This window comes from Streptomyces sp. P3 (genome assembly GCF_003032475.1).
Classification (GTDB): domain Bacteria; phylum Actinomycetota; class Actinomycetes; order Streptomycetales; family Streptomycetaceae; genus Streptomyces.
Window position 1 is genome coordinate 3,582,417 of record NZ_CP028369.1, and the last position, 17,015, is coordinate 3,599,431.

Here is a 17,015-nt window from a genome sequence, read left to right on the forward strand (position 1 = left end):
CGTCAGGACGGGCAGTTCCGCTCGCGCTGGTGGCCGCGGAGCAGGACGTCGGCGTCGGTCTCCGCGCTGCGGTCGTACGCGGCCCGGGCCTCGGCGCGTCGCGTCGCGAGCTCGACGCACTCCGGGCAGTCCGGCACCGGCTCGGGCGGACGGCGCAGGCCCAGCATGAACGGGCCGTCCGTGCGCGCCCGCGCGTTCGCCGCGCGCACGCCCGCGCGGAGCCTCTCGCGCTCGGTCGCCGGCCGCAGCGCCGTCGGGTCGGCCTGCCACTCCCGGCCGCCGCCGACCGGCCGCAGCATCGCGTGGGGGCCGGAACGGTCCTGGTACTCGCCGAACCTGTCGGTGGCCGGGTCGTAGAGGAGGGTGCCGGGTTCGTGCTGCATGTCGTCCGCTCCTTGCACCCAACCTCCGCAAGGAATACAGGGGTTGGGGAATTCGAGGTGGTGGGGGTCGTCGTCAGGATGACCCCCGGGCGAGGCCGACATGCCGTCGACGAGGCCTTCGTCAACTCCCGGCGGCGCAAAATCGACAACTTCCGGGAGCCGGACGCCCGGGGCTGCCTCGTCCGTACCTACAGGTCGACGTCCACGTAGAGCGCCGCGTGGTCCGAGGCCGCGGTGCCCTTGGAGGTCACCGTGTCGAAGGACTTGATGTCCTTCGCGAAGATGCCACGGGTCTCCAGGCCGACGTGCTGGACCTCCGGCCACAGCTCGGGAGAGAGCAGGAGGTAGTCGAGCTTGTCCCGCTCGCTCCGGCACTCACCGTGGGTGCCGGGAAGTCCGCGATAGGCGCGGTGACTCATCACGTCCCGCAGTCCGGTGTCCCGGAGGGCCGTGGCGGAGTCGCTGTCCGGGTCGTCGTTGAGGTCCCCGGCGACGATGACGTGCGGGGTGCGCTCCAGCGCCGCCCGGTAGATCTCCGCGACCCGCTTCGCCTGGGCCAGGCGCAGGCCGGGGTTGTCCTGGAACTTGCTCTTCAGGTGGTTGCCGAGGACCACCAGGGGTGTCCCGTCGAGCCGGACCTCGAACTCGGGGCAGTCGCGGCTGAAGAGGCGCAGGTCGGGACGCTCGGGGTCGGTGTCGAAGAGGTGGGTCCGTACGGACGTGACGGGGTACCGGCTGAGGATGCCGATGTCGATGCCCCGGGGATCGTTGCCGTCGATCAGCAGGGCGTAGGGGTACGGCCGCCGGCCGAGCGCCCCGGCCAGCACCTGCGTGTTGAACCGCTCCAGGGTGAGCCGGTCCTCGACCTCCACGGTGAGCAGGATGTCGGCGTCGACCTCCGAGACCACGCGGCCGGTGTTGCGCACCACGTTCAGTTCGAAGTCGTCCTGACCGAGTTCGGCCCAACCGGCCCACGCGGCACGGCCCTTGGCGGTGACCTCGACCCGGGTGTTCTTTCCGGTGCCCGTCGTCCTGAAGAGCCCGGAGTCCTTGCCCGGCCGTGACTGGTTCACGTAGATCGGCGGCGGGTCCTTCGGGTCGATGTCGTACGCCCGGTGCTTCTCGACGAGCCCGGCGATCTTCTTCTTGTCGTCGTCCGTGTACACCGGCAGGTCGAGGAGGGCGACCAGCGTGGCGAAGTCGTCCAGGATCTCCTCGCGCTTCGCCGGGTCCTCGATGCGGAACGCGGTGGGCCGGCGGAACAGGTTCTCCATGTTGAAGGTGGCGATGCGGATGCTCATGGCAGCCTCCACGGCGGCGCGAAGGGCCGCTCGGTCGGCCGCAGGCGCCGCCGAGGTGACTGCGCACCGACATGTCCCATTGTCCTCGCGTCTCGCGCCCCGTCGACCGGGCGGACCGTGCCGAGGTCCGGGCCGCGAACCGACGGTGACGTGACAAGTGACAGATGACAGATATTGAAATCTGTCACTCGTCATGTCAAGCTGGTGTGCATGACGATGCCAACCCGCTCCCTCGGCCTCACCGGTCCCCAGGTATCCGCCCTCGGCCTCGGCTGCATGGGCATGTCCGCGCTGTACAGCGGCGGGAACCGGGCCGAGGGGATCGCGACCGTCCACGCCGCCCTCGAAGCCGGCGTGACCCTCCTGGACACCGGCGACTTCTACGGCATGGGCCACAACGAACTGCTGATCGGCGAAGCGCTGCGCGGCGCGCCCGCCGCCCGCCGCGAACAGGCCCTGACCAGTGTGAAGTTCGGCGCCCTGCGCGGGCCGGACGGCTCCTGGTCCGGCTACGACGGCCGACCCGCCGCCGTGAAGAACTTCGCCGCCTACTCCCTCCAGCGCCTGGGGGTCGACCACATCGACGTCTACCGCCTCGCACGGCTGGACCCCGACGTCCCGATCGAGGAGACGGTCGGCGCGATCGCCGAACTGGTCGAACAGGGCCACGTCCGGCACATCGGCCTCAGCGAGGTCGGCGCCGAGACCATCCGCAGGGCCGCCGCCACCGCGCCGATCGCCGACCTGCAGATCGAGTACGGGCTGATCTCCCGCGGTATCGAGAAGTCGATCCTGCCGGTGACCCGGGAACTGGGGATCTCGATCACCGCGTACGGCGTGCTGTCGCGCGGGCTGATCTCCGGGCACTTCACGGCTGACCGCAAGCTCGCCGCGGACGACTTCCGGCTCTACTCGCCCCGTTTCCAGGGCGACAACCTCAAGCACAACCTGAACCTGGTGGAGGCCCTGCGGAAGATCGCCGGGCACAAGGGCGTCTCCGTCGCCCAGATCGCGATCGCCTGGGTGCTGGCCCAGGGCGAGGACATCGTGCCGCTGATCGGCGCGCGGAGCAGGGAGCGGCTCGCGGAGTCGCTGGGCGCGCTGGACGTCGTCCTCGATGCCGCCGACCTCGCCGCCATCGAGGAGGCCGTCCCCGCCGGCGCGGCCGCCGGGGAGCGCTACGCGGCCGCCGCGATGGCCCACCTCGACAGCGAGCGCTGACCCGCCCTCCGGGTACGGTCTGAGCATGCCACCGACCACCGAGACCCTGACCGCGGAGCGCATCCTCGAGGCGACCGAGGAGGTGCTGCGCCGACACGGCCCTGCCAAGGCCACCGTGGTCGACGTGGCCCGCGCGCTCGGGGTCAGCCACGGCAGTGTCTACCGGCACTTCCGTACGAAGGCGGCGCTGCGGGCGGCGGTCACGAAGCGGTGGCTGGACCGTACGTCGCAGACCCTGTCCGCCATCACCGCCGACGCGTCACGGGCCCCGGAGACCCGGGTGCGCGACTGGCTCGCGGCGCTGTTCGAGGCCAAGCGCCGCAAGGCGGGCGACGACCCCGAGTTGTTCGCCACGTACATGGTGCTGACCGGGGAGACGGGTGACGTGGTCGACGAACACCTCGCCGACCTGACCGGCCAGCTGACCCGGATCATCGAGGGGGGAGTCGCGTCCGGGGCTTTCACGGCCCCCGACCCGGCGGCCGCCGCCCGCGCCGTCTTCCACGCCACCGGCCGTTTCCACGCCCCCGGCTACCACCGGGTGTGGGAGCGGCCGGGCGTCGAGGACGACTTCACGGCCGTGGTCGACCTGCTGCTGCGGGGGCTGCGCACCTCGCCCTGAGAGCCCCGAGAGCCCTGAGAGCCCCGAGGCTCGCGGCCCCGACGTCCCCGGGGGCGCGGCCCGAACGGCTTGTCCCCGGCGTGCCGGACGGACGCGACTACTCGTCCTCGGGAGGGGCGGTCAGCGCCAGGAACCGGTACTCCGTGGGCGACATCCCGTACGCGGCGCGGAACGCGCGGGTGAAGTCGGAGGCGCGGAGGATGCCCCAGCGGGCGGCGATGACGTGCACCGGCGTGGTGAGCAGCGCGGGGTCGGCCAGATCGCGGCGGGCGCCCGCCAGCCGCTGGCCCCGGATCCAGGCCGCGACCGTCTCGCCCGTCCCCTCCTCCTGGAAGAGCCGGTGCAGGTAGCTGAGGGATATGTGGTGCGCGGCGGCGACGACGGGCGGGCGCAGCTCCGGGTCGTGCAGGTGCTGCCGGATGAACGCCCGTATCCGGGTGACCGTGATGCGGCGGCGGGCCTCCGGCGACAGGGCGGTCTCCGCCTCCAGCTCATGGGCGAGCCATGCCGCCAGCAGGTCGACCAGGACCATGCCCAGACGCGGCGCGTCGGCCGGCCGGAGGGAGGCGGCCTGCTGGTCCAGGCCGGAGAGGAAGCCCGTCAGCAGGGCGCCCGGTCCCTCCCGTCCCGACAGCCGTCTGCCCAGGAGGTCCCGGACCCGGGCGGACGGCAGGGGCAGCAGGCTCTTGGGGACCTCCACACCCACCCCGGTGACCAAGGGGGGCTCCGCGGTGGCCGACGCCCGCATGCCGTGCGGCTCCACGACGTACGGACGTGAGCTGTCGGACAGCCACAGGTCCTGCGGCCCGTACGTCTCGGACCGCCCCACGTGGTCGAAGCCGAGCCCACCGCCCAGCACCAGCGACAGGTGGTACTCCTCGGGATCGGACTGCCGCACCAGCCGCGTGCTCCGCCGGTACCGCGTCGGCACCACGCGGATCGGCCACACCCGCACCGCCCCCAGTTCGAACAGCCGCTGCTCCGCCCGGAAGTCCGCGGCGTAGTCACTGCTGATGTCGCTGGGCGCGATCGTGCGGTCCATCAACTGACGCCAGTACTCGAACCTGTCCGCCACCGGCACGTCCGCGGTGCGGAACGCCGTCCCGATCATTGCGCCCTGCTCTCCGCCCGACTCCCGGGGGCCTCGCCCGGCCCCGCCCTCGACCCCGGCCGCGTCTCCGCCCGTTCGCGTCCGCCGATGCGTCCGCGTCGGCGTCCGCCGGGGTGCTCTGCTTCTGCTTCTGCGGAGGGTACTTCAGCTTGCGGACAGCGGCTCCAGAGCCCCGGAGTCGGTCAACTCGCCGCCGCGCAACGCCGACAATCGCGGCAGAGCGCTCATGAGCCGGCCCTCGGACCGGGAGTCATCGCGACTCGCCGCCGCCTGCCGAGGGATCCACGGTCGCCTGGTGCGCCTGGGCGAGATGCTCCTCCGCCTTCAGCCAGGGCAGGAACTGCGCCCCCGTGCGCCAGCCGCACGTCTCGCAGCTGATGGTGCGCTGCACGCCCGCGCGCCGCACCCGGACGACGTGCTGCCGGCCGTGCTGGTCGAAGCGGCTCACCTTGCTCGTGTTGCTCTCCGGCATGTGACGTCTCCCAGTGTCCGAGGACAGCGCGGCTGCCCCTGCAAGGGCCTCTCGGAGTGTGCAGCACGACCGACATCAACGGGGATTCCGGGGTGACGACTTGACCAAGCCGTGCTCCGACCACCTCTCCACGGCGTCCACCCCGCCGGGCCTCAGCCCACCTTGCGGGGCAGCCGCAGGCTCAGCAGCCCGGTCACGGCCACCCCGGCCAACTGCACGGCCAGCGTGGTCAGCAGGGCGCCCCGCATGCCCATCCCCGGGACCAGGGAGAGGAACAGGGTGCCGAGGGTGGCCACGCCCAGGGCCAGCGAGGCCTGTTGGGTGGTCACCATCACACCGCTGCCGACGCCCGCCCGGGCCGGCGGCACCTCGGACATCACGATCCGCATCACGACGGGCAGTTGGAGCGCCTGCCCCGCACCGGCGACCGCCGCGCCCGGCAGCAGCTCGACGAAACCGACGTCGGGCCAGTCGGCGCGCACCGCCAGCACGATCAGCATGACGCCCGCGCCCTGCAGCACCGCGCCCGCGGTCACCACCCGCGCCCCGAACCGTGCCACCAGGCGCGGTCCGGCCAGCGAGGCGAGGAAGAACATCAGCGCCATCGGTGCGAGCGCGAGACCGGCCCGCACCGGACCCAGCCCCGCCCCGCTCTGCAACGCCACGGCGATCACGAACATGAACCCGCTGAAGCCGACCGCGAGCGGCGCCATGATCGTCAGGCCCCGTCGCAGGGTGGTCAGGGCGAACAGGCTCGGCGGGACCAGCGGCGTGCGGCCCTGCCGGTCGGCCCGCCGTTCCACGGCGTAGAACGCGCCGGTGACCAGCGGGAACGCGGCCAGCGACAGCCAGGTCCACAGCGGCCAGCCTGCCGCCCTGCCCTCGGTGAGCGGGGCGAGCAGGGTGAGGAGCGCGGCGGCGAGGAGCACGGTGCCGGGTCCGTCCACGGGCTCGGGGCGCTGCGAGCGGGTCTCCGGGACGCTACGGACGGCCAGCAGCAGCCCGACGACCACGAACGGCACGTTGACCAGGAACACGGACCGCCAGCCGCTGCCGGCGATGTCCGCGGCGACCAGCACGCCGCCCAGGATCTGGCCCGCCACCATGGACAGCCCGGCGGTCGCGCCGTACAGGCTCATCGCCCTGGCGCGGCGCGGGCCCGCGGTGGCTGACTGGATGGTGGCGAGCACCTGCGGCACCATCGCGGCGGCCGACGCGCCCTGCGCGACCCGGGCCGCGACCAGTGACCACGCGTCGGGAGCGAGCCCGCAGGCCAGCGAGGTCAGGCCGAAGGCGGTCATGCCGCCCAGGAAGAGCCGTCGCCGGCCGAACAGGTCGCCGAGCCGCCCGCCGAGCACGAGCAGTACCGCGTAGGCGAGTCCGTACCCGGCGACGACGAGTTCGAGGACCGACTCGCTCGCGGCGAGGTCCCGGCCCATGGTGGGCAGGGCGACGTTGACGATGAAGAAGTCGATGAGGGGGAGCGCCGCGCCGAGCAGCACCGTGAACAGCCCGAGCGGGCCGAGGACGTGGTCCGGTTCCGGGGCCCCGGCGCCCCGGGGGCCGGGGACGGGGACGGGGACGGTTGATGGGGTCGGGGTTGTCTGGGTCACGCCGCCGAGCCTGCGCCGCCCCGCAGACGGGTACCAGAGTCTCCTTATCCTGGTAGCAGGAGTACCTGGCAACAGGATCCGCGCGGCGGCAGGCTGGAGACATGACGACCATGGCTCAGGAGACGACGAGCACCGCGACCACCGGTACGGCGGGAGCCGCCGGAGCGGTGGGGACGGCGGGAACGGAGGGCACGGCGGGAGCGGCGGGAGCGGCGGGTTCGGCGGGTTCGGCCGGGACGAGGAGGGCGGCCGGTACGGCGGGCACGGCCGGCGCGGCGGGCGGCTCGGAGATCCGGCGCCACGAGCTGGCCGCCTTCCTGCGCAGCCGCCGCGAGCGCATCACGCCCGAGCAGGTCGGCCTCCCGCGCGGAGCGCGCCGCCGCACGCCGGGTCTTCGCCGCGAGGAGGTCGCCCACCTCTCGGCCGTCGGCGTCACCTGGTACACCTGGCTCGAGCAGTCCCGGGACATCCACGTCTCGGTCCAGGTGCTGGACGCCCTCGCCCGCACACTGCTGCTCGACCCGAGTGAACGGGCCCACCTGTTCCAGCTGGCCGGCGCGACCGACCCGACGCCCGCCTCCTCCTGCGCCGGCGTCACCGACGCGGTGCGTCTGCTGCTCGACCAGCTCGACCCGCTCCCCGCCTGCGTCCAGAACAGCCGCTACGACATCCTGGCCTACAACCGCACCTACGCCCATCTGCTGTGCGACCTCGACGCGATCCCGCCGCAGGACCGCAACTGCATGGTCCTCATCCACACCCATCCGCAGTGGCGCGAGTCGGTCGTCCACCTCGACGCGTCCATGCGCCTGATGGCCGCGAAACTGCGCGCCTCGATGGCCGGTCACCTCTCCGAGCCTGCCTGGAAGATGCTGGTCAAGCGACTGCAGGCGGAGTCACCGGAGTTCCGTGAGAACTGGGAGCGCTACGAGGTGGTGGTGGGCCGCAGCAAGACCAAGGAGTTCCGCAACCCGCACGTCGGCCTCCTCACCCTCACCCACACCGACCTCTGGCTGAGCCCGGACCACGGGGCGCGCATGGTGACCTACACGCCGGTGGACGAGGAGAGCCGGGAGCGTCTGGAGAAGCTGCACGTCTACGCCCAGGGCGTGGCCCGGTGAGGTTCGTGATGGTGCCCGGCGGTCGGCAGGGCGGCTGGGTGTTCGGCCCGGTCGCCGCCGAGTTGCGTCGAGGCGGTCACCGCGTCGAGGCGGTGACCCTGGCCGGGCTGGAACCGGACAGGCCGGCCGACGTGCACTGTCCGCGGAACCTGGAGGCCCATGTCGACCAGGTGGCCGAGATCGTCGACCGTGGCGACGGAACGCCCGTCGCGCCGTGCGGGCACAGCTACGGCGCACCGGTGATCGCCGGTGCCGCGGATCGCCTCGGCGACCGTCGCGACCAGCTTGCCCTCGCAGGTTCCGAGATCTCCGTCGGCCATGTCGCCCGTCGTGAACCGCACGGCCGCGCGGCTGTTCCGGGTGCGCCGCGGTCGCGTTCCGCCGCCCGCGCGGACGCCGTCCCCCCGGTCCCGCGCGCTCGGGCGGGTCAGGCGCCGACGCCCGCCGCCTCGCGGACGTCCGGGGCCTCCAGTTGCTCCGCGGTGCGCTCGGCCGTGCGCCGGGCCCAGCGGCCGGTCGTCAGCGCGCCGAGGACGAGGACGACCGCGCCGCAGCCGGTGAGGATCCACCAGCCGGGGACGGCGGCCTCGGTGAAGGTGGCGCGGTACGACGAGGCGCTCACGCCCGCTGCCAGGACCGCGCCGATCACCGCGACGCCGAGGGTCTGGCCCAGTTGACGGCTGGTGGAGGCGACGGCCGCCGCCACCCCGGCCTGACTGCGCGGCATGCCCGACACCGCCGTGTTGGTGATGGGCGCGTTCACGAACCCGAAGCCCACCCCGAACAGCGCGTACCCGAGGAAGAGCGTCGCGTCGGACGTCTCCGCGTCGAACAGGGCGAACAGCAGCCCGCTGAGCGTCATCGCCGTCCCCGCGATCACCAGCGGCAGCCGCGGGCCGCGGGCGCCCACCAGCCGGCCCGACAGCGGGGCGCACAGGAACGTCGGCACCGCCATGGGGAGCATCCACAGCCCGGCGTGCAGGGCGTCGAGGCCCCGCACGTTCTGCAGGTACAGCGTCGACAGGAACAGGAACCCGCCCAGCGCGGCGAACGAGCTGATCGCCACGACGGTCGCCCCGCTGAACGGCGCCGAGCGGAAGAACTGCAGGTCGATGAGGGGTTCGGCGCGGCGGGGCTCGTACCGCAGCAGGCCCAGCAGGGCGGCGACCGCGACGGCGGCGAAGGGACCGCTGGTGGTCGCGCCCGCCTCGGGAGCCTCGATGATCGCGTACGTCAGGCTGCCGAAGAGGACGATGACCAGCAACTGGCCGACCGGATCGGGGCGGCGGGCCTTCGGCGCACGCGACTCGGGGACGTACCGCAGGGTCGCCAGGAGGGCCGCCAGGCCGACCGGCAGGTTGATCCAGAAGATGGAGCGCCAGCCCACCGACTCCACGAGCAGTCCGCCCAGCAGCGGGCCGGCGGCCATCGAGATGCCCACCACCGCACCCCACACGCCGATCGCGCGGGCGCGTTCGCGCGGGTCGGTGAAGGTGTTGGTGATGATCGACATGGCGACCGGGTTCAGCATCGAGCCGCCGACCGCCTGCACCATCCGTGCGACGACCAGCAGCTCCAGGTTCGGGGCGAGCGAGCACAGCAGGGAGCCGGCGGCGAACACGACCAGGCCGGCCATGAACACCTTCCTGCGGCCGATCCGGTCGGCGGTCGACCCGGCCAGCATCAGCAGCGCCGCCAGGACCAGGGTGTAGGCGTCGATCGTCCACTGGAGGCCGGCGGTCGTCGCGTGCAGGTCGCGCTGCATCGCGGGCAGCGCGACGTTCAGGACGGTGACGTCCAGGCTCACGATCAGCAGGCTCATGCAGCAGATCGCGAGGACCAGGAGACGTCGGCGAGGGCTGAGCTCGGGCATGCGTACCATCGTACGCCGATATCGATAGTGCGTCTAACTAATGAGTGTTGCACGATCTCGGGGGAGCCGCATGGTCTCGCGGGGAAACGGGAAGCCGGGCACCCCTTCGCGTACGCGACAATGGAGCAATGTCCACGCCCGTGTCCCCCCTGCAGATCGGCCCGCACACCGTCCGGCCGCCCGTCGTCCTGGCCCCCATGGCCGGGATCACGAACGCGCCCTTCCGTACCCTGTGCAGGGAGTTCAGCGGAGGCAAGGGCCTGTTCGTCAGCGAGATGATCACGACCCGGGCGCTGGTCGAACGCAACGAGAAGACCATGCAGCTGATCCACTTCGACGCGGCCGAGAAGCCGCGTTCGATCCAGCTGTACGGCGTGGACCCGGCCACCGTCGGCAAGGCCGTCCGCATGATCGCGGAGGAGGACCTCGCCGACCACATCGACCTCAACTTCGGCTGCCCGGTCCCCAAGGTGACCCGCAAGGGCGGCGGGTCCGCACTCCCGTACAAGCGCCACCTGCTGCGCGCGATCCTGCGCGAGGCCGTCAGCGGCGCCGGCGACCTGCCCGTCACCATGAAGATGCGCAAGGGCATCGACGACGACCACATCACCTACCTCGACGCGGGCCGCATCGCCGTCGAGGAGGGCGTGACGGCCATCGCCCTGCACGGCCGCACGGCCGCCCAGCACTACGGTGGCACGGCGGACTGGGAGGCGATCGCGCGCCTGAAGGAACACGTCCCGGAGATCCCCGTCCTCGGCAACGGCGACATCTGGTCGGCGCAGGACGCGCTGCGGATGGTCCGCGAGACCGGCTGCGACGGGGTCGTCGTGGGCCGCGGCTGCCTGGGCCGGCCGTGGCTGTTCGCCGACCTCGTGGCCGCCTTCGAGGGCCGCCCGGACGACATCGCCGAGCCGTCGCTGCGCGAGGTCGCCGACGTCATGGTCCGCCACGCGACCCTCCTCGGCGAGTGGATCGGCGACGAGACCAAGGGTGTCGTCGACTTCCGCAAACACGTCGCCTGGTACCTCAAGGGCTTCGCGGTCGGCAGCGAGATGCGCAAACGCCTCGCGATCACGTCCTCCCTCGCCGAACTGCGCGCCGGACTCGACGAACTGGACCTCGACCAGCCCTGGCCCACCGGCGCCGACGGCCCCCGCGGCCGCACCTCCGGCAACAACAGGGTCGTCCTCCCGGACGGCTGGCTGAAGGACCCGTACGACTGCGCGGGCATCAGCGAGGAAGCGGAACTCGACACCTCGGGCGGCTGAGTCCCGGCCCCCGGCCGGACTTTGGGCGGCCGAGGGCCGGGAGCGCGCCTCGCGCCGCCGCCCGGCCCCCCGGCCGGGCGGCGGCGCGGCCACCGTCCCCGCCGGTCAGCCCGTCGGGTGGGGGGTCGAGCCGTAGGCGGTGAGGAACTTGTCGCGGAACGCGCTCATCTTCCAGACCGGGGCGTTGTGGGCCGGCCTGAGGCCGTCCGTCCAGTTCCAGCCGGCGATCTTGTCGAGGACCTTCGGGTCCTTGGCGACGAGGGAGATCGGCACGTCCCGGCTGGCGTTGTCGCCGCTGACCCGCGCGATCGGCTGGTGGTCGCCGAGGACGACCAGGACCGTGTCGTCGGTCCCGTAACGCTCGAGCCACTGGGTGAGCGCGGTCACCGAGTACTGGATCGACTTGCCGTACTCCTCCTTGGACGCGGCGCCGTCGGCGATGACGTCCGACGCCTTCCTGCCGTCCTTCTCGATGCCCTCGAACACCGAGCCGTCACCGAGGGAGTCCCAGTCCACCATCTTCGGGATCGGGGCCCACGGCTGGTGGCTGGAGGTCAGGATGATCTCCGACATCAGAGGCTTGTCGCGGTCGGTGCGGCCGTGCTCCAGCCGCTGGAACGCCTCCAGCGCGTACTGGTCGGGCATCGTCGACCAGCTGAACTTCGGTCCCTGGTAACCCATCTCGAAGGCGTTGTAGACCTTCTCCAGCCCATAGTACTTGGCCTCCGGCCAGCCCTTCTGGATGCCCGGCATCACGCCGACGGTGTCCCAGGCGCCGGTCTTCTTGAAGGCCTTCGTCAGGGACAGGTGGTCGCTGGCCATCACCGAGCGGTAGCGCTGCTGGTTGTCGACCCACAGGCCGGACAGCGTGCTGGAGTGGCCGAGCCAGCTGCTCCCGCCGTACGTGGCCGACGTCAGCCAGCCGCTCTTCGCGTGGAAGCCGGCCTTCGCCAGGGCCTGCGTACTCGTGCCCAACGTCCTGTCGACGCCCGGCGCCATGACCGGGTCCTCGATGGCGCTGCGGCCGTAGCTCTCGATGAACGTGAAGATCATGTCCTTGCCGCGCAGGTCCGGCACGAGCTGGTCGGCCGGGGTGGCCCCGAACGTGTCGTGACGGACCTCCTTGCCGAACGTGGCCTCGTCCTTGATCGTCTGCCGCACCTGCCTGGCCTTCTTCACGAGCGTGTCCGCGCTGCGGTGCGAGGCGACGGGCATGTCGGCTATCTGCAGGCCCACGACGGAGCAGGTGACCCAGGCCGTGGCGGCGATCAGCGTCGCCCGGGTCGCCCGCCGGGTGTCGCGCGCCATCAGGTTGCCGATCCGGACCGTCGCCAGCGCCATGAGCGCGGACAGCAGCACGACGAGCAGGACGAGGCCGACCGCCGCGCCCACGGCCGTGGCCCGGCCCATCGAGTCCGCCACATAGGACTGGGCGTCGTCCAGCAGGCCCCAGTCCAGGACGAGGTCGAAGTCCCGGCCCAGATACTCCGTGAACTCCATGTCGAGCACGTTCAGCACGGTCAGCGCGCCGAGCAGCACCCCGCCCAGCACCGCGACCACCGTCCGCGGCCGCCGGGGCAGCACCAGCAGCAGGGCCGCCCCGATGATCGCCTCCACGGGCAGCCGCGTGAACCTGTTGACCTGGAGCCCGGAGATCCGGTTGGGCAGCAGCAGCGCCCCGAGCACGAGCCCGAACGCGAGGACGGTCACCGTCCACCACACCACCCGGGCGGCCCGCGGGTGCCGGCTCCGCCAGCGCCACCAGCGAACCTCCGCGACGACACCCGCCGCGCCCGGGGTGTCCGCCGCGTCCTCCGAGGCGTCCCCTGCCGCGTCCTGCGGTGCGACCTCCGGTGCGTCCTCCGCGGGTCGCGTCACGGCTTCCCCCACGGCTTCCCCCGCAGGTTCCTTTGCCTCCGCCGCGTCCCCTGTAGCCTCCTGCGCTTCCGCCGCGTCCCCCGTAGCCGGTGCGGGATCGGCGTCGGTCGCGGCCTTCGCCGTGTCTCCTGGGGCGTCCGCCGCTTCCCCCGCGGGCCGCGTCGCGGCTGCACCCGCGCCCGCCGCTTCCCCCGCGGGTTCCACGGCGCTTCCCGTCGCTTCCCCCGCGGCCTCGTCCACGTCCCCCGCAGCCTCGTCCGCGTCCCCCGCGTCCCCCGCGCCTTCCGCCGGGCCGCGACCGGCCGTCTTCGCGGTCCTCGCCGCCTCCTCCGCGGGTTCCGCCGGGGCGGTCTTGGCCGTCGGCGCCTCCTCGGGTTCTGTCGAGTCGGGCAGCGGGGATGAGGGGGTGGAGGTGGAGACAGGCACCCGAGGGTCCTTCCGTACGAAGCCTGGCGATCGGCGGATCCGAGGCGGGCCGGATCCGCCACAGTTTCGTACGGCCTGCCCCCGGCCCGCGTTCAGCCCCCTCGGCCAGCGCTCGGCAAACACCGCGCAAACGCCACGCCAAACACCCCCGCCGCCATCCGGCTACGCGCCGCCGACCGCCGTCAGCAGGGCCAGCGGCGCGGCAGCCGACCGGGACTCCCGCACGCACGCGTGCGGGTACGGCACCGGCTCCGCGTGCGTGTCGCGGCCGTAGCCCGCGAGGACCTCGGGCAGCCGGTGGCCCGTCGCGGCCGCCGCGTCGACCAGCGCGTGCGCGACCGTCCGGGCCTCGTCGTGCAGGCCGTAGCGGGCGAGACCCAGCGTGATCAGCGCGTTGTCGTGCGGCCAGACCGACCCGCGGTGGTAGGAGAGCGGGTGGTACGCGGGCTGCCCGGCCGCCAGCGTGCGCACGCCCCAGCCGGAGAAGAAGTCCGGCTCGAGCAGGCGCCGGCCGACCACTTCCCCGTACTCCTTGTCCAGCAGCCCGGACCACAGCAGATGTCCGGCGTCCGAGGCGAGCGCGTCCACCTGGCGGCCCGCGCCGTCCAGGGCGAGTGCCGGGAAGGACCGGCCCGGCATCCAGAAGTCCCGCTGGAAACGGTCGCGCAGGTCGGCGGCCGCCTGTTCCAGCAGGGCCGCGTACGACGCGTCGCCCCACACCGTGCGCGCCGTCCACGCCGTGCGGCGCAGCGCGTCGTAGGCGTATCCCTGGGCCCCGGCCGCCGTCACGGCCCCGGTCGCGCGGACGCCGTCGGCGGAGCAGATGGAACCGGGGGAGTCCTTCCAGTTCTGGTTGGCCAGACCGCCCTGGTCGGCCCGGTAGACCAGGTAGCCGCGGGTGGTGAGCCCGCCGTGGTCCAGCATCCAGCCGACTGCCGCCCGGGCGTGCGGCTCCAGTTGCCGGGCCAGCGCGGTGTCCGCGGTCCGTTCGACGTACGCGCCGAGCAGGACGAGGAACAGCGGGGTGGCGTCGACCGAGCCGTAGTAACGGCCGAACGGCACCTGCCCGAAGTGCGCGAGTTCGCCGTGCCGTACCTCGTGCACGATCTTGCCGGGCTGGGACACCGTCCGCGGCGACGCCTCGGTGGCCTGGGCCGCGGCCAGCGCCAGCAGCGTGGCCGCGGCCGTGCGGGGGCGGTAGGGGAGCGTGAAGAGGGAGGTGAGGAGGGCGTCGCGGCCCAGCAGGGTCAGGAACCAGGGGGCGCCCGCCGCCGGCACGCGCAGCTCCTCACCGTCCGGACCGCTCGCGAGGACCTGGAGCGCGGCCAGGTCCGCGAGGCCGCGGGCGCAGGCGGCGGCCAGGTCGGGCCAGCCGGTGGGGAACGCCACCCCCTCGGTGAACTCGTCCTCCAGCGCCTGCAGTTGACCGGCCACCGAGGCCGGCGAGCGAGGCACGCGCAAGGCCCGCCGCTCGCCGTGCGGCCGGGCCATCACCCGCAGGACCAGCTCGGCCGCACCGTGCGGTTCCAGCTCCAGCCTCCACACCAGACGGCGCGCCCCGGTGCCGGTCTCCTCCACGCCGTCCGGCGCGGGCTCGGCCGTCACCGTCGTGCAGGACGCCCATGTGCCGCGCCGGTAGCCGAACTCCACCCCGTCGTCGAGGACCTGGCGGCCGCGGACGGCCCCGGTCTTCGCGTAGGTGCGGTGGTCGGCGCGCAGCTCGAACTGGTCGGCGAAGTCGGCGTCGGCGGTGACCGCGAGACGTACCGTCGTCGCCACCGGACGGTTGCTGACCACCCGCAGCGACTCCACGAACGAGCTGTCCCCGACGGCCTGTTCGCGGAAGACCGTGCAGGACGGCGGTTCGTCCCGCCCGCCGCGCGGGACCAGCACGCACCGCGCGACGTCCCCGTCCGTCACCGGCGAGAGCGTCTCCGGCACGGCACCGTCGACGGTCAGCTGCCACCGGCTGAGGTGCCGGGCGTCCCGGACGAACAGCCCCTCCGGGGACCCGGCGGCCGTGCCGGTCCCCCTGACTCCGCTGATGTCCCCGCGGTCGTCCACGGCGGCGAACGTCCCGCCGTACACGAGCAGATGGTGCCGGTCCGTCATACCAGGTCCCCTCCCTCGGTACCGGTGCCCGGCCCGTCCCGGTGGACGAGGTCGAGCGTGAGCGCGGCCGTCCAGCTGAAGCCGGTCGTGCCGCAGGCCTCGCCGGTGTACGGGTCCACGTACTCGGCGAAGTCCGAGGAGCCCGCGAGGTCGAGCACCGCCCGGCGCAGCGCCTCTGCCCCGGCGTGCTCGCCGTGCAGCGCGAGCCCCCGCTCCAGCAGCCAGCTCGTGTTGAACCAGGCCGGGCCGCGCCAGTAGCGCTGCGGGTCGAAAGCCTCGCCGAGCAGGTCGTAGCTGGGCACGAGGCGGGTGGCGGAGCCCAGCCCGAAGTGCGGGCCGCGCAGGGTCCGTACGAGGCCGGCGGCGACCTCGTGCGGCAGCCCGGGCAGCAGGAGCGGGACGAGACCGGAGACGCCGCGCTCCGGCACGAGGTCCCCGCCGATCACGTCCCGGCAGAAGAACATGCCCTCCGCCGGATCCCACAGCCGCTCGACGAGCGCCGCCGTCAGCCGCTCCGCGCGCGTGCGGCGGGCCGCGCCCGTCGCCCCCAGCTCGTCCGCGATGTGCGCGAGCGCGTACTCGGACGCGATGAGCAGCGCGTTGAACGAGGGGTCCTCGACGGCGAAGCCGTCGGCGTGGCCCGTGTCGGTGCGACCTGTGCGGGTGCGGCTTGGCTCGGTGCGACCTGTGCGGGTGCGGTCCGGGTCGGCGTAGCCCGCGTCCCGGTACTCCGTCGCGAGCCGGACGTACCGCCCGTAGTCCAGGTCCGTCGGACGGTCCTCGGCCGCGCCGTGATCGAGGTCGGCGCGGCGGAACGAGCGGGCGGGAGCGGGGGTGATCCGGGCGAGCGGGGCGTCCCAGCTCGGGGAGTTGTCCATACCCTGCTCCCACGGGTGGACGACCGATGCCAGCCCGCCGCCCCCCAGGTCGCGCCGGTGCACCAGATAGCGGTGCCAGGCGGCCAGCCGCGGGTACACCCGGGCGAGGAAGCCGCGGGCCCGTGAGAGCCCCGGATCGGCGCGGTGCACCAGCCAGGCCGCGAGCGCGTGCACCGGTGGCTGCACGATGCCGGAGGTCTGTACGGTGCGCGGGGCGCCCGCAGCGCGCCCCGCGGTCGAGGAACGCCAGAAGTCGGGGCTCGGGAAGTACGCGTCGAGCGGCACGGAGGGGTTGAAGACGATGTGCGGGATGCGCCCGTCGCCCCATTGGGCCTTCAGCAGCGTCTCCAGCTCGGTCTGCGCCCGGCGCGGCGAGACGTGCCGCAGTCCGATGGCGACGAACGCCGAGTCCCAGGACCACTGGTGCGGGTACAGGCCGCGTGAGGGAACCGTCGACGTGCCGGTCCAGTTGGCGTCCAGCACCGCCACCGCCCTCCTGTGCAGAACACGGAGGGATGCCGACCCGCCGCCGGGCGACGCGGTCGCTTCCCCGCCGACCGTGCCTGTGACGCCTGTACCGCCCGTGACGCCTGTGATGCCTGCGGCACCTGTGACACCTGTGAGGCTTGCGTCTTCGGTGACATATGTGACATCCGTGATGTCCGTGACAGCTGCGTCGCCTGAGAGACGTGCGACGGCGGGCTCGGCCGCGTTGACGACGAGCTGGGCGGTG

Annotated in this window: 14 protein-coding genes; 4 read left to right on the forward strand and 10 right to left on the reverse strand. The window is 73.0% G+C overall.

What is annotated here, in order from left to right; all coding sequences use genetic code 11:
• Positions 1-2: 2 nt before the first annotated feature.
• Complete coding sequence (locus tag C6376_RS16040) at positions 3-383, reverse strand: hypothetical protein (RefSeq protein WP_107444044.1); 381 nt, start codon at positions 381-383, stop codon at positions 3-5.
• 188 nt (positions 384-571) lie between these two features.
• Positions 572-1,684 carry an endonuclease/exonuclease/phosphatase family protein gene (locus C6376_RS16045; RefSeq protein WP_107444045.1) on the reverse strand — a complete coding sequence of 371 codons (1,113 nt, stop codon included), beginning with the start codon at positions 1,682-1,684 and terminating at the stop codon, positions 572-574.
• Between the two features lie 210 nt (positions 1,685-1,894).
• On the opposite strand from C6376_RS16045, the gene C6376_RS16050 reads away from it, so the two are divergent.
• Positions 1,895-2,905 (forward strand): aldo/keto reductase, encoded by a 1,011-nt coding sequence (locus tag C6376_RS16050; protein ID WP_107444046.1) that lies wholly within the window; start codon positions 1,895-1,897, stop codon positions 2,903-2,905.
• 25 nt (positions 2,906-2,930) lie between these two features.
• Positions 2,931-3,527, forward strand: coding sequence for a TetR/AcrR family transcriptional regulator (locus C6376_RS16055; protein WP_107444047.1), 597 nt, complete (start codon positions 2,931-2,933; stop codon positions 3,525-3,527).
• Positions 3,528-3,624: 97 nt separating this feature from the next.
• Here the strand turns inward: C6376_RS16055 and C6376_RS16060 are convergent, their stop codons facing one another.
• From C6376_RS16060 to C6376_RS16070, 3 genes are all read right to left on the reverse strand, one after another.
• The gene (locus tag C6376_RS16060; protein WP_107444048.1) at positions 3,625-4,638 is read right to left on the reverse strand and encodes an AraC family transcriptional regulator; all 1,014 of its coding nucleotides are present in this window, start codon (positions 4,636-4,638) and stop codon (positions 3,625-3,627) included.
• A gap of 250 nt (positions 4,639-4,888) precedes the next feature.
• Positions 4,889-5,110 (reverse strand): hypothetical protein, encoded by a 222-nt coding sequence (locus C6376_RS16065; RefSeq protein ID WP_107444049.1) that lies wholly within the window; start codon positions 5,108-5,110, stop codon positions 4,889-4,891.
• Between the two features lie 152 nt (positions 5,111-5,262).
• The gene (locus tag C6376_RS16070; protein ID WP_254076382.1) at positions 5,263-6,621 is read right to left on the reverse strand and encodes an MFS transporter; all 1,359 of its coding nucleotides are present in this window, start codon (positions 6,619-6,621) and stop codon (positions 5,263-5,265) included.
• Positions 6,622-6,833: 212 nt separating this feature from the next.
• On the opposite strand from C6376_RS16070, the gene C6376_RS16075 reads away from it, so the two are divergent.
• A complete protein-coding gene (locus tag C6376_RS16075) occupies positions 6,834-7,844 on the forward strand; it encodes a helix-turn-helix transcriptional regulator (RefSeq protein ID WP_254076383.1) in 1,011 nt (336 codons plus the stop codon).
• On the opposite strand, the gene C6376_RS43830 is transcribed toward C6376_RS16075, so the two are convergent.
• Positions 7,820-8,164, reverse strand: coding sequence for a hypothetical protein (locus C6376_RS43830; protein WP_159083208.1), 345 nt, complete (start codon positions 8,162-8,164; stop codon positions 7,820-7,822). The genes C6376_RS16075 and C6376_RS43830 overlap by 25 nt on opposite strands.
• A gap of 107 nt (positions 8,165-8,271) precedes the next feature.
• On the reverse strand, positions 8,272-9,717 hold the full coding sequence (locus C6376_RS16085; RefSeq protein WP_107444050.1) for an MFS transporter: 1,446 nt from the start codon (positions 9,715-9,717) through the stop codon (positions 8,272-8,274).
• Between the two features lie 128 nt (positions 9,718-9,845).
• Here C6376_RS16085 and dusB point away from each other — a divergent pair, with 128 nt between their 5' ends.
• Positions 9,846-10,988, forward strand: a complete 1,143-nt coding sequence (dusB, locus tag C6376_RS16090) for a tRNA dihydrouridine synthase DusB (RefSeq protein ID WP_107444051.1) — start codon at positions 9,846-9,848, stop codon at positions 10,986-10,988.
• 105 nt (positions 10,989-11,093) lie between these two features.
• Here the strand turns inward: dusB and C6376_RS16095 are convergent, their stop codons facing one another.
• From C6376_RS16095 to C6376_RS16105, 3 genes are all read right to left on the reverse strand, one after another.
• Entirely contained in the window at positions 11,094-12,866 is a 1,773-nt protein-coding gene (locus C6376_RS16095; protein ID WP_254076384.1) for a CDP-alcohol phosphatidyltransferase, read from the reverse strand.
• A gap of 588 nt (positions 12,867-13,454) precedes the next feature.
• On the reverse strand, positions 13,455-15,404 hold the full coding sequence (locus tag C6376_RS16100; protein ID WP_107444053.1) for a glycogen debranching N-terminal domain-containing protein: 1,950 nt from the start codon (positions 15,402-15,404) through the stop codon (positions 13,455-13,457).
• Positions 15,401-16,879 (reverse strand): hypothetical protein, encoded by a 1,479-nt coding sequence (locus tag C6376_RS16105; RefSeq protein WP_254076385.1) that lies wholly within the window; start codon positions 16,877-16,879, stop codon positions 15,401-15,403. Before C6376_RS16105 ends, C6376_RS16100 begins: the two co-directional genes overlap by 4 nt.
• Positions 16,880-17,015 lie beyond the last annotated feature (136 nt).

Bases quoted from the DNA above. Each gene is read 5' to 3' on its own strand.
- C6376_RS16060 (WP_107444048.1), bottom strand. From the start codon at position 4,638: ATGATCGGGACGGCGTTCCGCACCGCGGACGTGCCGGTGGCGGACAGG.
- C6376_RS43830 (WP_159083208.1), bottom strand. From the start codon at position 8,164: ATGGCCGACGGAGATCTCGGAACCTGCGAGGGCAAGCTGGTCGCGACG.
- C6376_RS16065 (WP_107444049.1), bottom strand. From the start codon at position 5,110: ATGCCGGAGAGCAACACGAGCAAGGTGAGCCGCTTCGACCAGCACGGC.
- C6376_RS16075 (WP_254076383.1), top strand. From the start codon at position 6,834: ATGGCTCAGGAGACGACGAGCACCGCGACCACCGGTACGGCGGGAGCC.
- C6376_RS16050 (WP_107444046.1), top strand. From the start codon at position 1,895: ATGACGATGCCAACCCGCTCCCTCGGCCTCACCGGTCCCCAGGTATCC.
- dusB (WP_107444051.1), top strand. From the start codon at position 9,846: ATGTCCACGCCCGTGTCCCCCCTGCAGATCGGCCCGCACACCGTCCGG.
- C6376_RS16040 (WP_107444044.1), bottom strand. From the start codon at position 383: ATGCAGCACGAACCCGGCACCCTCCTCTACGACCCGGCCACCGACAGG.
- C6376_RS16055 (WP_107444047.1), top strand. From the start codon at position 2,931: ATGCCACCGACCACCGAGACCCTGACCGCGGAGCGCATCCTCGAGGCG.
- C6376_RS16085 (WP_107444050.1), bottom strand. From the start codon at position 9,717: ATGCCCGAGCTCAGCCCTCGCCGACGTCTCCTGGTCCTCGCGATCTGC.
- C6376_RS16100 (WP_107444053.1), bottom strand. From the start codon at position 15,404: ATGACGGACCGGCACCATCTGCTCGTGTACGGCGGGACGTTCGCCGCC.
- C6376_RS16045 (WP_107444045.1), bottom strand. From the start codon at position 1,684: ATGAGCATCCGCATCGCCACCTTCAACATGGAGAACCTGTTCCGCCGG.